This window comes from Aminobacter ciceronei, from assembly GCF_014138625.1.
GTDB lineage: Bacteria > Pseudomonadota > Alphaproteobacteria > Rhizobiales > Rhizobiaceae > Aminobacter > Aminobacter ciceronei.
Window position 1 is genome coordinate 42,468 of sequence record NZ_JACJHY010000017.1, and the last position, 13,326, is coordinate 55,793.

The following is a 13,326-nucleotide window of genomic DNA, read 5'->3' on the forward strand; positions in this document are numbered from 1 at the left end:
CAGAGGTAATGGCTTCGATTTCCTGCGTGGCGGGCCGGCCACTGCTCACTCGAGCCCGGTGCTCACCCAGCCGCTGCCAGGCTCGGCTCGGGCAGCCCGGCGGGCTTTTCGCCGCCATAGGCCCAGTCGAGCAGCTTCACCGTGTGGACGACGGGCATGCTCGCGGCGGAGGCGATCTGGGTGATGCAGCCGATATTGCCGGTGGCGACGAGCGCCGCCCCCGTTGCCTCGATGTTCCTGACCTTGCGCTCGCGCAGCTTTGCCGAGATCTCCGGCTGCATGATGTTGTAGGTGCCGGCCGAGCCGCAGCACAGGTGGCCTTCGCGCGGTTCCTTGACGACGAAGCCTGCGCGGGCAAGCAAATCCTTCGGCTGGCGGGTGATCTTCTGGCCGTGCTGCATCGAGCAGGCCGAATGATAGGCGACCGTCAGGCCGGGTTTGCGGGCCGGTTCGGGCAGATCGAGGGTAACAAGATATTCGGTGATGTCCTTGGCCAGTGCCGACACCCGCGCCGCCTTGTCGGCATAGGCCGGATCGAGGCGGAGCATGAAGCCGTAGTCCTTGATCGTGGTGCCGCAGCCGGAGGCGGTGATGACGATGGCGTCGAGCCCGCCATTCTCGATCTCGCGGGTCCAGGCATCGACATTCTGCCTGGCCTGATCGAGCGCTGCCTGCTCGCGGCCCATGTGATGGACGAGCGCGCCGCAGCAGCCCTCGCCCCTGGGCACCACGACCTCGATGCCGAGCCGGTTGAGCAGCGATACTGTCGCCTCGTTGATGCCGGGTTCGAGCACCGGTTGGGCGCAGCCGGTGAGGATGGCGACGCGTCCGCGCCTTGTCGTCTTCGGCGCGTGCACACCCGGTTTTTCCAGCGCCGACGTCGCCGGCACCACGGCAGGCGCGAGGCGGAGCATGGCGGCCACGGGTTTCAGCGCCGCCACTTTGTCGAAGGCACCGGCGAAGGGCCGGCCGAGCTTAGCCAGCCTGAGTGCTGCGCGGAAGCGGCCGCGATGCGGCAGTACGAACGCCAGCAGTGACCGCGTCAGCCGGTTGGCCAGCGGGCGCCTGTAGGTCTTTTCGATATGGGCGCGGGCGTGGTCGACAAGATGCATGTAGTTCACGCCGGAGGGGCATGTGGTCATGCAGGCAAGGCAGGACAGGCAACGGTCGATATGGGTGACGATCTCCTTGTCGGCCGCGCGCCCATTCTCCAGCATGTCCTTGATCAGGTAGATTCTTCCCCGCGGGCTGTCCAACTCGTTGCCCAGGGTGACGTAGGTCGGGCAGGTCGCCGTGCAGAAGCCGCAATGCACGCATTTGCGCAGGATCTTTTCCGATTCCTGGACATGCGGATCGGCAAGCTGGGCTGCGGTGAAATTGGTCTGCACGGCGTTATCGCACTCTTCTCAATTGGCTAGATCAGCCAGCTTTCGGGGTTCTTGATCGGCTCGCCGCGTCCCAGCGCCTGCAGTCCCATGATGCAGCGGACGATGAACCAGACGGCGACCGCAAACATCAGGATGAAGCCGATGAAGACCATCATCAGCACGAAGGATACGAGCGCATAGAGCAGGCCGATCCAGAAGGTGCGGATCAGCCAGGTGTAGTGGCTCTCGACAAAACCGCCTGCCTTGCCCCGGTTCATGTAGGCCAGGACGATGCCGACGATGCCGCTGATGCCGATGACCAGGCCGGCAAGATAGAGGATGTAGATGACCTGGACATTGGTCGGGCCCGGATCGAGCCAGCGGTCGGTCTGGCGCGGGGTGAAGTTGGGCTGTGGATCGCTCATGGCATGGCTCCCTCTGTGGCAGCCGCCAAGCTAGCAGAGTCTGGGGAATGCACCATGCGGCCCGGATTGAGGATCGCCTTCGGGTCGAACTCGGCCTTGAGGCGGGCTGAGAGTGCCGCCAGCGCCGCCGGCTGTGGCTCGAAGACTGCCACGGAGGCGCGCCAGGCGGGCGTGGCACGGACCAAAGTGGCATGACCGCCGCCGAACTGCCTGATCAGGCCGCGCAGCAGATCCGCCTCCGGCTCGCCTTCCATGCTGAGCCAGACGAGGCCGCCCTGCCAGTCATAGAAGGCATCACACGCCGCCTGCATGCGCAGCGCCAGCACCATGTGGTGGGCGTTGGCGGGCGGCATCGAGACGCGCCAGACAGGTTTGTCGCTGCCGTCGACGAAGGGCCTGACATCGCGGACATCACGCCAGAGTGCGCGCGAGGCATCCTCTGCGACCTCCTCCAGTGGGCCGGCATTGCCGAGCATCTGCCTGAGCTGGCCGAGGCGATAGGCAACCGAAGGGCCGAAACCCTCGACCCGCAACAAGGTTGCCGGGTCGCCGCCGAGCTTGCCATCAAGCACGCGTGCCGCCATGCGCTCGGGCAAGTGCGCCGCAGACGAAACCTCGGCACTGGAGCCCATGGCGATCGACATGGCGGCAGCGGCGTTGTCGTCGAGCAGGCCACGAACAATCAGCGTGGTCTCGGTCTCGGCCGCAGGCAGCACCTTGAAGGTAACGTCGGTCGCGACCGCCAGCGTGCCCCAGGAGCCGGCCATGGCCTTGGACAGATCGTAGCCGGTGACGTTCTTGACCACGCGGCCACCCGACTTGAAGGCCTCGCCGCGTCCTGAGACGGCGTGGATACCGAGAATATGGTCGCGGGCAGCCCCCGCCTTGAGCCGGCGCGGCCCGGCGAGATTGGCTGCCAGCACGCCACCGATGGTGCCCCGTCCCGGCACCTGGCCCAGCAGCGGACCATAGTCCATGGGCTCGAAATCGAAGCGCTGGCCGTTGTCGGCGAGCAGCTTCTCGATCTCGGCCAGCGGCGTGCCCGCCCTAGCCGACAGCACCAGTTCGGCCGGCTCGTAGAGCGTGACGCCGGTAAGCTTCGAGAGATCCAAAGTGTGCTCGGCCTGCTGCGGCCGGCCGATGGCCCGCTTGGAGCCATGGCCAACGATTTCGAGCGGCGCCTCTTCGGCGGCGGCCCATTGGACGGCGGAAAGGATGTCGGCTGCTGTGGCGGGGGTGAAGGTGGTCATGGTGTGCGTGTCGCCCCTCTCCGCCTCGCTGCGCTCGGCACCTCTCCCCAGAGGGGCGAGGAAACTAGACACTGCAATGTCGCGCCACGTATCGGCTCGACAGCATGAACCGGCGTCGAAACTGGCGACGCTGCAAGTCTTGGCTTCCTCGCCCCTTTGGGGAGAGGTGCCGAGCGCAGCGAGGCGGAGAGGGATCCGATCATAGAACGTCTTCCGCTTCCGGTCGCGCCAGGACGAACCTGAGATCCGCTACCGCAACGCCCTCATTCAGCTGTCCGGCAAGGGCTGCAAGGATCGTTGAGCAGACGCTCGCCCTTGCCTTCACCGCAACCGCGCTGGAGAAGCGCAGAACCGAATAGCCCTGCCCTCGCATGAACTCATCACGCTGGCGATGGTAATCGCTGTCTGTGTGCTGCGAACCGTCTAGTTCTACGACGAGCTTTGCGGTTCGACAGGCGAAGTCGGCGAAGTACGGCCCCAGCGGCATCTGGCGAACAAAGTTGTGGCCGCCCAGGCGCTTGGCCTTGAGCTCGTCCCATAGCAACGCCTCGGCCATGTTGTCGCCATGCCTGAGGGCACGAGCACGGCGATTTGTCTCGTCTAGTCGGCGACGGGTCGCGTGCGTCATCGCCCCTCTCCGCCTCGCTGCGCTCGGCACCTCTCCCCAGAGGGGCGAGGAAGCCATGCTGGAAAAGCCCTCACCGCGATCACAACCGATGCTCCCGAAGCTTTTCGAGGGTTGCCGCGCCACGCGGGGACAGGCGGTAGCCGATGTCGAGGCTCTCGGTCAGGCCGAGTTCCTTGAGCTTGCGCACGTCCTGCTTGAATTTCAGCTTCTCGACGCCGAGGCGTTCGGCAAGAGTGGCGGCTGCCACCTCGGGGCATTGGCCGATGAGGCGGAGGATCGAGGGGAAATAGCCTGGTAAAGTGCTGTCCCATTTGGCGAAGCGGGCAGCGAGTGCGTGCCAGTCGGCATCGCTGAGGTCGGCCGCCTTGCGCAGCGCCAGCCTGTTGTCCGGCTCGATGCCGTCAAAGGCGATGCGATAGAGGGTGCCATCAGCGCGCAGGTCGTCGATCAGGGCAGCACGATCGGCGTAGCCGGCGGCGCGGGCGTGGCCGTCGGAGATGGTCGCTTCGTCAACATGCTCGACCGCGCCGATGCGGACGACGCCGATCGCCGTGCGCAAGCCGGTGCCAGCCTTGACGGTAGGCTTCTGCCAACGGCGGAAGGCGAGTGTGATGTCGCCGCGCCTGATGCCTTCGAGGGTCGCCTGCTTCAAAAGCATCAGAACCTCGGAATGTCGGGAAAGGCCACCTGCCCGCGGTGGACATGCATGCGGCCAAGCTCGGCGCAGCGGCGCAGCTGCGGGAACACCTTTCCCGGGTTGAGCAGGTGGTTGGGGTCGAAGGCGCATTTGACCCGCATCTGCTGGTCGAGGTCGATGTCGTTGAACATCTCCGGCATCAAGTCGCGCTTTTCGACGCCGACGCCATGCTCGCCGGTCAGCACGCCGCCGACCTTGACGCAGAGGCGAAGGATGTCGGCGCCGAAGGCCTCGGCCTTTTCGAGCTCGCCCGGCTTGTTGGCATCGTAGAGAATCAGCGGGTGCAGATTGCCGTCGCCGGCGTGAAAGACGTTGGCGACGCCGAGGCCATATTGCTCGGACAGCTCGCGCATGCCGGCCAGCACGCGCGGCAGTTCCTTGCGCGGGATGGTGCCGTCCATGCAGTAATAGTCGGGCGAAATGCGGCCGACAGCGGGGAATGCCGCCTTGCGACCGGCCCAGAAGGTCAGCCGCTCCTGCTCCGACTGCGAGATGCGGCAGGTGGTGGCGCCGTTGCGGTTGGCGATCGCCTCGACCAGGCCGATCAGGTGGTCGACCTCGACGGCGGGTCCGTCCAGTTCGACGATCAAAAGCGCCTCGGATTCGAGCGGATAGCCGGCATGAACAAAATCTTCGGCGGCGCGGATTGCCGGGCCATCCATCATTTCCATGCCGCCGGGGATGATGCCGGCGCCGATGATGTCGGCGACGCATTGGCCGCCCTCTTCGCTTGAGGGAAAACCGATCAGCAGCGCGCGTGCCGTCTCGGGCTTCTTGAGGATGCGGACGGTGACCTCGGTGACGACGCCGAGCAGTCCCTCCGAACCGGTCATGACGCCGAGCAGGTCGTAGCCCTCGGCGTCAAGATGCTTGCCGCCGAGGCGCACGACCTCGCCGTTCATCAGCACCATCTCGATGCCGAGCACATTGTTGGCGGTAAGCCCGTATTTCAGGCAGTGCACGCCGCCCGAATTCTCGGCGACATTGCCACCGATGGAACAGGCGATCTGCGACGATGGATCGGGGGCGTAGTAGAAGCCGTCGAGTTCCACTGATGTGGTGATGCCGAGATTGGTGACACCGGGTTGGGCTGTGACGGTGCGGTTGGGATAGTCGATCTCGAGGATGCGGTTGAAGCGGCTCATCACCAGCAGAACCGCGTCTTCCAGCGGCAGCGCGCCGCCCGACAGCGAGGTGCCGGAACCGCGCGGCACGACGCGGATGTTGCGCTCGTTGCAGTATTTGAGCAGGCGCGACACCTGGGCGACCGTCTCTGGCAGCACCACGACCAGCGGCAATTGGCGGTAGGCGGTCAGCCCGTCGCTTTCGAAGGCGCGCATCTCGTTGATCGTCTCGACCACACCCTCGCCCGGCACAATGATGCGCATGTCGGCGACGATCTCGGCGCGGCGGGCAAGCGTTGCCGCATCGGGCTTGGGCATCAATATGCCGGACATCGGTCACCTCGGTCGACAACTGGTAAAAAGCTTTTACCAGTTGGTGCCGATGCATGCAAATCGGAAGAAAGTCGTTAGCCGGGAGGCGCAGGCGCGCGGCGTTCGCAGCGTCAATCTGCCGCTGGCCTTACCTTCCGCTATGGCTCTGGGCGCTTGCCGCCGGGCGCGGCTACTCGCCCGCGTGCAGCTTGGATTCGCTGTGGGCGCGGCGGACGCGACGGACACCCCACCAGACGAGCAGGACGGCGAGCGGCACAGCCGCGGCCGTAACGATTTCCGGCGCAAAGGCGTGGTCGATGGCCGAGGCGCCCTTGGCGATGTAGCCGACGAGGCCGACGACATAATAGGAGACGGCGGCGACCGACAGACCCTCGACCGTCTGCTGCAGGCGCAGTTGCAGGCGGGCGCGGTTGTTCATCGAGGCCAGCAGGTCGCGATTCTGCTTCTCGACCTCGACATCGACCCAGGTGCGCAAGAGTGTGGTGGCGCGGGTGAGCTTACGCGACAGGTTGGCCTGGCGCTCCTCGACCGAACGGCAGGTGCGCATGGCGGGTGCGACGCGGCGCTTGAGGAAACCGGCCCAGGTGTCGTAGCCGGTGACGACCTCCTCCTCGAGCGCTTCGAGGCGCTCGCGGACGATGCCGTCATAGGCCTTGCTGGCGCCGAAGCGGTAGAGGCTCGAAGCGGCATCCGCCTCGAGCTCGGCGGCGAGTTCGGTGAGGTCGGCGAGCAGCGCCTGGCTGTCGCGCGTCTCGGTCGCCTTCATTTCGCGGGTTGCCTGGGCAAGCCGGTCCTCGATGCGACGGACGCGGCCGGACAGCGACAGCGCCATCGGCAGGCCGAGCATCGCCAGCGTGCGGTAGGTCTCGATGTCGATCAGGCGCTGCGACAGCGCACCGGTCCGCGCCGGCGTCAGGCCACGGTCGAGGATGAGGATGCGGGTCATGCCGTCGCCGTCCTGGCGGAAATCGGTGACGATGCCGGCGGCGCCTCCTTCGACAAGCGAGTAGCACAGGCTGGTCGGATCGAAGGTGGCGATCAGCTTTCCGTTGGCCGGCGTCCACTTGCGGATCTCCAGCCGGATGCCCGAGATGACCGTGCCGGGCGGGCTGAAACCGTTGCCGAAGGGCGACTCTTCGTGTGAGCGGTCGCCTTCGTCGAGCGGACCTTCCCACAGATAGGTCGAGAACTCGGTGTGGCGCTCCCAGCGCAACGTGCCCTGCCCCCACTTCATGGCGTGGTGGCGCGCCTGGCGGTCGGGTGCGGCGATGCCGAGGCGCCGGGACAGCTCAGACAGCACGGCATGGTCGACAGCGGATCCGCCCTCGGTCATGAAGGACAACTGGACCAGCACGCGCGGGCTTTCGACAAGTGGATGCGGCCGCGAATGGACCTCGCCAAGCGCACCGGGACGCCCCTCATGGGCCGGAAAGCCCAGGACGCTGCCGGTCGAACGCGGCAGGAACTCCAGTGATGACGGCTCGGCTGTCACTTCAGGCTCCCTTGATGCCAGACCTCCTGCCTCTAGGTAAGTTTGCCGCCAGTGGCAAACGCCAACTTCAGGGGTAGCTGATACTGTGCCTCACAGGGCACCAAGCTGGGAACCGCTGGACTGGATAAATAATTTGACCAGTCGGGGGGCGCGCTCCTATCCTCGCGGACAGGACAGAGCTTCCGGACAGCAGCATTGAGCGACATTTTTTCCAGGATCGAGCATTCGCGCACGGCTGACGAGGTGGTGCAGCAGATCGAAAGCCTGATCCTCGAAGGTGTGCTGCGCGCCGGCGACAGGCTGCCGGGCGAGCGCGAGATGGCCAAGCAGTTCGACGTTTCCAGGCCGATCCTGCGCGATGCGCTGAAGACGCTCGAAGCGCGCGGGCTGATGGTGACGCGTCATGGCGGCGGCACCTATGTCGCCGACGTGATCGGCGAAGTGTTTTCCAAGCCTGTCATGGAGCTGATCGTCAACCACCGCAAGGCAGCAGCCGACTATCTCGAATATCGCCGCGAGATCGAGGGGCTGGCCGCCGAATATGCGGCGCAGCGGGCGACGGCGGAGGACCTCGCCTTGCTCGACGGCATCGTGGCGCGGATGGAGGCGGCGCATAGGCGCGCCGACCCGGCGGAAGAAGGCGCGATCGACGTCGAGTTCCATCATGCTGTCGGCGAATGCGCCCACAACATCATCCTGCTGCACACATTGCGCTCGTGCTACAGGCTGCTGTCGGATGGCGTGTTCACCAACCGCCTGGTGGTGTTCACCGTCAGCGGCACGCGCGACGTGCTGCTCGAGCAGCACAAGGCGATCCATCGCGCGGTCGTCGCTGGCGATCCCGCTGCGGCGCGCAAGGCGGCGATGGACCACATCACCTATCTGGAGCGTGCCATGGCCGAGGCCGAGCGCAGCGGCGACTGGCAGCGCATCTCACGGCTCAGGCTCCGTCAGCGCACCGACAGCACCGAAACGAGCAGAAAGTCGTGACTGGAATACATTACCTCGACGCCCGCGGCCCGGACGGTATCCGCATCTACGCCATCGGCGACATTCACGGCCATCTCGACCTGCTGCGCGACATGCATGAGCGCATTGCCGGCGAGATCGCGCGCGACAAGCCGGCGGACTGGCGCATCGTCCATCTCGGTGACCTCGTTGACCGTGGGCCAGACAGCGCTGGCGTGATCGGGTTCCTGATGGCAGCTGTTGAGCGCGACCCGCGCAACATCGTGCTGGCAGGAAATCACGACGTCGGCTTCCTCGATTTCCTCACCGAGCCGGACCCGGCCGGCCTGTTCGCCTGCCATGGTGGTCGCGACACCGCCCGGTCATATGGCGTGGATCTGCATGTCGACTACGCCTCCTCGCTCGCGCGAGGCCATCGCGAACTGGCGGCGGCTGTGCCGGACGGCCACCAACGCTTCCTGCGCGCCCTGCCCCGGTCGGCGTCGTTCGGCGATTTCTTCTTCTGCCACGCCGGCATTCGCCCTGGTGTCGCCTTGGATCGGCAGGATCCAGAGGACCTCATCTGGATCCGCAACGAATTCCTGCGTCATCCCGGGCTGCACCCGAAGGTCGTCGTGCACGGGCACACACCGCAGGCGGAGCCCGAAGTGCTGGCCAACCGTGTCAATGTCGACACCGGCGTGTTCCACTCAGGCGTGTTGACCGCGCTCGTCATCGACGGCTCGGAAAAACGACTGATGTCAGTGCGAATGGCCTGACTTAGCGGGCGGCTGCGGTGACGCCGTAGCCGTCGACCGCATGATGGTCGGCCGCGGCATCCGCGGCATAAATCCCGAAGCCGCCGAGCACGATTGCCGACAGCATGGCGAAGGACAGAAGCGCTGCTTTCAAGGGAGTCATCTCAGGTTGAGCTTCCTGCATCCTGCACGAACGGAGTTACGAATAAGTTTCCGAAAAGTTTATGCTTCACCGCAGTCGCGCAGCATCACGGCCGTGCTTCTAGGGTGGTTCTGTATCGGGCTTGTGTCGCGCTGCACTCGGAGATGGTTCATTCGCGATACCATCGCCAGCTGGCGCCGGGCTGTCTTTAGAAAGGCTTCCGGGCACAATCCAGCAGGCATATGACTATGCACAGCGGTTTTTGTCCGACGTGCCAAAAATGTCACTGGACCGGCGTTGCCGCCGTCAGATGGCGGCGACCCAGGCGCGGGCCAGCGTCAGGCCGACCGCATCGGCTTCGGGGCCGTCGCGGGCGGCTTCGACCTCGTGCCGTTCGGGCCAGTCGGGGTGGCGGCTGGCGATGGTCTCGGCAAAAGCCTCGTTCCATTCACGCACCAGCGACCGGTCGGCCTCGAAATGGAACTGGATGCCATAACCGGCGCGACCGATGCGGAAAGCCTGGTTGCCGGTGACCGAACTGCCGGCGAGCCGCACCGCATCCTCCGGCAAGGTGAAGGTGTCGTCGTGCCACTGGAAGATCGGGAAACGCAGGGGCAGGTCGCTGAAGACGAGATCGTCCTGGGCCTCGTCGGTCAAGGTAATGCCGTGCCAGCCGAATTCGGTCGAGCCGCCGATCCGGTTGTGACCGCCGAAGGCACGCGCCAGGAGTTGGCCGCCGAGGCAGATGCCGAGCACGGCCTTGTCCCGTTCGACGAAGTCGCGCGCCAGTTCGAGCAGTTCGGGAAAATAAGGCGAATGCGCATCGTCACGGGCATTCTGGCCGCCGCCGAGCATGATCATCGCGTCATGGCCGTCGGCGTTCGCGGGCAAGGCATCGCCAAGATGGGCGTTGCATTGGTCGATCGTGGCCTCGACTTCGGCAAGGGCATCGCCAACCTGACCAAGGCCGGTGCCTGCATAATTCTGGACAACGAGGACGCGCATCTCGGCCTTTCCGGCGGTGACAAAGTTGCGGCGAGCCCTATCATGCGGCTTGCCACGCAGCCAAGAAGGATCGGCTATGCCACTGCAGAACCGCATCGACCCTTTCGGCGAGATCCACGCCACGCCGGAGCGCGGCATGTTCACCGGCAATCGCGGCATCATCCACGACCCCGAAACAAGGAGCTTGCTCAGCCGGCGCTGGGCGACCAAGGCATGGCTCACCTGCGCGCTCGACTTCAAGAACGCGCGCCGGGTGCCGATGGGGCGCAATCGTCCCGGCGGCAAGACCGGCTGGACCGAGCTGTTCTTTCTCGACGAGGTGACGGCGCTGGCCGCCGGGCACAGGCCCTGCTTCTATTGCCGGCGCCAGCGCGCCAAGGCCTTTGCCGCAGCCTATTCCAGCGCCTTTGGCACCGACGATCCGAAGGTCGGCGAGATGGATGGGCGACTTCACCGGGAGCGGCTGGCTTCGGGTGGCCAGCCGGTCGAGCTGGACCGGCATGGGCTGCACCTGTTGCCCGACGGGGCGATGTTTTCGGACGGCGCTTCAGACTATGCCGTGCGCGGCGGCAAGGCGCTGCGCTGGAGCTTTGGCGGCTACGATGCGGCACTCGGCTTCGACGAGATTGCCGACACCGACATGTGCATCGTCACGCCGGCGACGACGCTGGAGGTGCTGCGCCAGGGTTATTCCCCGGAATGGCACCCGAGCGCCGAGCGGCTTTCGGCAGAAGCTGTCCCTTGACCCTAGCCGCCGCCTGCCGCATTGCTCGGCCATGCGCGCAAACTACAAGATGCAACGGCTGTTCGTGGCTGATGACCTCGCTTCCGGCGCGGCCTTCGACGCCGATCCGCAGCAGAGCCACTATCTTGCCCATGTGCTTCGCCTCGGCGAAGGCGCTGAGGTATTGCTGTTCAATGGCCGCGACGGCGAGTGGTCGGCACGGATAGCCGGCAAGACCAAGAAGGCGGTGCGGCTCGAGGTTCTCGAGATCCAGCGGCCGCAGCCAGTGCATCCCGACCTGGTCTACTGCTTTGCGCCGCTCAAGGTCGGCCGGCTCGATTATCTCGTGCAGAAGGCCGTCGAGATGGGCGCCGGCACGATGGTGCCCGTCATCACCCAGCACACGCAGATGAAGCCAGGCATCGACCGCCTGCGGGCGAACGCCGTGGAAGCCGCCGAACAATGTGGCATCCTGGCCATACCCGAGGTGCGCGAGGCGGTGAAGCTGGAGCAGCTGCTCTCAGGCTGGGACAAGGAACGGCGGCTGATCTTCTGCGACGAGGACGCCTCGACCAACAATCCGACGGCTGCCTTGCAGGCCATCAAGGAACGCAAGCTCGCCCTGCTGGTCGGGCCGGAGGGCGGCTTCTCCGACGACGAGCGCCGCATGCTGCGCGCTTTGCCCTTTGTCACGGCCATTCCGCTGGGGCCGCGCATCCTGCGCGCCGACACGGCGGCGGTGGCGGCCCTTGCCGTCATCCAGGCAACGATCGGTGACTGGTAGTCGTCAGAGAACCTTGCCCGGCCATGGGTTGATGCCGTCGCGCAGCCACAAAAGCGTGTCGAGCCAGAAATCAGGCGCGTGGCGGCTGTGGAACAGGCCGAAATGGCCGATCGCCGGCCGATCGAAATCTCCAGGCGACAGCAGTAGCTGGGTCGGCTTCGCCCCGGTGTAATAGCCGAGCGCACGTCTGATGGCCTGCGGCGTGCCTATCTCGTCGTCGGTAAGGCCAACGGCCAGGATGGGCGCGGAAATCGAAGCAAAGCGACGGAGGACATCGCCTCGTTCCGCCTCGGGGTGACTCAGTTCGATGCGCGCACCACGAAAGCTCCACTCGTTGGCGACCCCTTTGGGCAGATCTTCCAGCCAGCCGAGCCGCTTGCCAGGGAAGTAACCGCAGAGGGCCGTGATGACGGGCATGGCCACATGCCATTTGAGAAACAGCCTCGGGCGGTGGGCGGCGGCATAGTCGCGCCAATAGGCATATTGCGCACCAACGGTGAGCATGCGGGTGATGCCGGTTGCGGACTCGGCCAGACCCGGCAAGGCGCCACCGATGCTGTGCCCAACCACCATCAAGGGCGCGCCTGGATCGAGGCGCCTGGCCAGACGCAGCACCGCTTCGAAATCGCGTTCGCCCCAGTCGCGCCAGCGATGGCCGCAACCGCGCAGGCGCGTCATGCGCGAAGCACCGATGCCGCGATAGTCATAGGTGACGACGTCGAAGCCGCGACCGGCGAGAAACATGGCATAGCGATGATAGTAGCTGGCAAGCACGCCGGTCGCCGGATTGACGATGACGGTCCCGGCCTTGTCGCCTCGCGCGTGCGGCCAGATGTGGCCACGCAGCACGACGCCATCGGCGCAGACGACCTCGATCGCTCTGGGCTCACTCACCAAAACCGCAATCGACATGGTGGACCTCGCTTTCCGCCCTTCAGCACTAGCGAATTCGTCTTTCCAATTACACTCACTAGTCGGTATACTTTCATGATGAGGACCTCAGGGAAGCCAACGCGCGAGCGCATCGTCGATGCCGCATCGAAGCTGTTTTATGGCGAGGGCATCCGTGCCGTCAGCGTCGATGCCGTGGCCGAGAAGTCGGGCCTCACCAAGCGCACGCTCTATTATCACTTCCAGAGCAAGGACGAGTTGATCGCTGCCTATCTCGACGGCCGCGACCAGCCCAATCTGGCGCTGTTCCAGCGCTGGTTCAGCGAGGCCGAGGGCGGGATCGATCAGAAGATTCGGGCGATCTTCCAAAACCTCGCCGAGGCCGCGCGGCATCCCAGATGGAAGGGCTGCGGCTATCTGCGCACGGCGGCAGAACTGGCCGACATGCCCGGACACCCGGCGATCAAGACCGGGATCGCGCACAAGAAGCGCGTCGAGGTCTGGCTGGCCAGCGCCTTCGCCGCCGAGGGCGTCCGCTCGCCGGAGCTTTTGGCGCGCCAGATCATTCTGTTGCTGGACGGCTGTTTTGCCGTCGTCCTGCTCAACCGCGACGCCTCCTATATGGAAACGGCCGGGGAAGCAGCGGCGACGCTGGTGAAATCAGCGTTAGCCCAAACCGGTCGCGAAAACCGCTGATTTGGGACGTGCAGTCCGCAACCGGATAATTCCAAGCATCAACATTTCACTATCGCCACCCG

15 protein-coding genes are annotated in these 13,326 nt (G+C 65.4%); 5 read left to right on the top strand and 10 right to left on the bottom strand.

Translation table 11 applies throughout. The features are described 5' to 3' along the window. Positions 1–62: 62 nt before the first annotated feature. From glcF to HNQ95_RS17770, 7 genes are all read right to left on the bottom strand, one after another. Positions 63–1,388, bottom strand: coding sequence for a glycolate oxidase subunit GlcF (glcF, locus tag HNQ95_RS17740; RefSeq protein WP_182574773.1), 1,326 nt, complete (start codon positions 1,386–1,388; stop codon positions 63–65). Positions 1,389–1,414: 26 nt separating this feature from the next. Continuing rightward, complete coding sequence (locus tag HNQ95_RS17745; protein WP_067965150.1) at positions 1,415–1,792, bottom strand: DUF4870 family protein; 378 nt, start codon at positions 1,790–1,792, stop codon at positions 1,415–1,417. Beyond that, positions 1,789–3,042, bottom strand: a complete 1,254-nt coding sequence (gene glcE / locus HNQ95_RS17750; protein WP_182574775.1) for a glycolate oxidase subunit GlcE — start codon at positions 3,040–3,042, stop codon at positions 1,789–1,791. The genes HNQ95_RS17745 and glcE overlap by 4 nt, the downstream gene beginning before the upstream one ends. A gap of 199 nt (positions 3,043–3,241) precedes the next feature. After that, entirely contained in the window at positions 3,242–3,598 is a 357-nt protein-coding gene (locus HNQ95_RS17755) for an endonuclease domain-containing protein (protein WP_376769263.1), read from the bottom strand. A 151-nt stretch (positions 3,599–3,749) separates the two neighbouring features. Beyond that, positions 3,750–4,328, bottom strand: coding sequence for an ASCH domain-containing protein (locus tag HNQ95_RS17760; RefSeq protein ID WP_067965155.1), 579 nt, complete (start codon positions 4,326–4,328; stop codon positions 3,750–3,752). After that, positions 4,328–5,824 (bottom strand): FAD-linked oxidase C-terminal domain-containing protein, encoded by a 1,497-nt coding sequence (locus tag HNQ95_RS17765; protein WP_067965158.1) that lies wholly within the window; start codon positions 5,822–5,824, stop codon positions 4,328–4,330. The genes HNQ95_RS17760 and HNQ95_RS17765 overlap by 1 nt, the downstream gene beginning before the upstream one ends. A 169-nt stretch (positions 5,825–5,993) precedes the next feature. Continuing rightward, on the bottom strand, positions 5,994–7,316 hold the full coding sequence (locus HNQ95_RS17770) for a DUF3422 family protein (RefSeq protein ID WP_067965160.1): 1,323 nt from the start codon (positions 7,314–7,316) through the stop codon (positions 5,994–5,996). Between the two features lie 195 nt (positions 7,317–7,511). Here HNQ95_RS17770 and HNQ95_RS17775 point away from each other — a divergent pair, with 195 nt between their 5' ends. Both HNQ95_RS17775 and HNQ95_RS17780 read left to right on the top strand, forming a co-directional pair. After that, positions 7,512–8,306: an FCD domain-containing protein gene (locus tag HNQ95_RS17775; RefSeq protein WP_067965161.1), complete on the top strand. Its 795-nt coding sequence runs from the start codon at positions 7,512–7,514 to the stop codon at positions 8,304–8,306. Continuing rightward, the gene (locus HNQ95_RS17780) at positions 8,303–9,043 is read left to right on the top strand and encodes a metallophosphoesterase family protein (RefSeq protein WP_246787005.1); all 741 of its coding nucleotides are present in this window, start codon (positions 8,303–8,305) and stop codon (positions 9,041–9,043) included. Before HNQ95_RS17775 ends, HNQ95_RS17780 begins: the two co-directional genes overlap by 4 nt. Position 9,044: 1 nt before the next feature. Here HNQ95_RS17780 and HNQ95_RS17785 read toward each other — a convergent pair whose 3' ends face one another. Together HNQ95_RS17785 and HNQ95_RS17790 are read right to left on the bottom strand one after the other, a co-directional pair. Continuing rightward, entirely contained in the window at positions 9,045–9,185 is a 141-nt protein-coding gene (locus tag HNQ95_RS17785) for a hypothetical protein (protein WP_165915765.1), read from the bottom strand. A gap of 285 nt (positions 9,186–9,470) precedes the next feature. Beyond that, positions 9,471–10,169: a type 1 glutamine amidotransferase gene (locus HNQ95_RS17790; protein WP_067965163.1), complete on the bottom strand. Its 699-nt coding sequence runs from the start codon at positions 10,167–10,169 to the stop codon at positions 9,471–9,473. A gap of 76 nt (positions 10,170–10,245) precedes the next feature. Between HNQ95_RS17790 and HNQ95_RS17795 the strand changes: the two genes are divergently transcribed. Next, complete coding sequence (locus tag HNQ95_RS17795; RefSeq protein ID WP_182574779.1) at positions 10,246–10,914, top strand: hypothetical protein; 669 nt, start codon at positions 10,246–10,248, stop codon at positions 10,912–10,914. A 31-nt stretch (positions 10,915–10,945) separates the two neighbouring features. Then, a complete protein-coding gene (locus HNQ95_RS17800) occupies positions 10,946–11,677 on the top strand; it encodes a 16S rRNA (uracil(1498)-N(3))-methyltransferase (RefSeq protein WP_154385346.1) in 732 nt (243 codons plus the stop codon). Positions 11,678–11,680: 3 nt separating this feature from the next. Here HNQ95_RS17800 and HNQ95_RS17805 read toward each other — a convergent pair whose 3' ends face one another. Next, a complete protein-coding gene (locus HNQ95_RS17805; RefSeq protein WP_154385345.1) occupies positions 11,681–12,589 on the bottom strand; it encodes an alpha/beta hydrolase family protein in 909 nt (302 codons plus the stop codon). A 78-nt stretch (positions 12,590–12,667) separates the two neighbouring features. Here HNQ95_RS17805 and HNQ95_RS17810 point away from each other — a divergent pair, with 78 nt between their 5' ends. Further along, positions 12,668–13,264 carry a TetR/AcrR family transcriptional regulator gene (locus HNQ95_RS17810; RefSeq protein ID WP_182574846.1) on the top strand — a complete coding sequence of 199 codons (597 nt, stop codon included), beginning with the start codon at positions 12,668–12,670 and terminating at the stop codon, positions 13,262–13,264. Positions 13,265–13,326 lie beyond the last annotated feature (62 nt).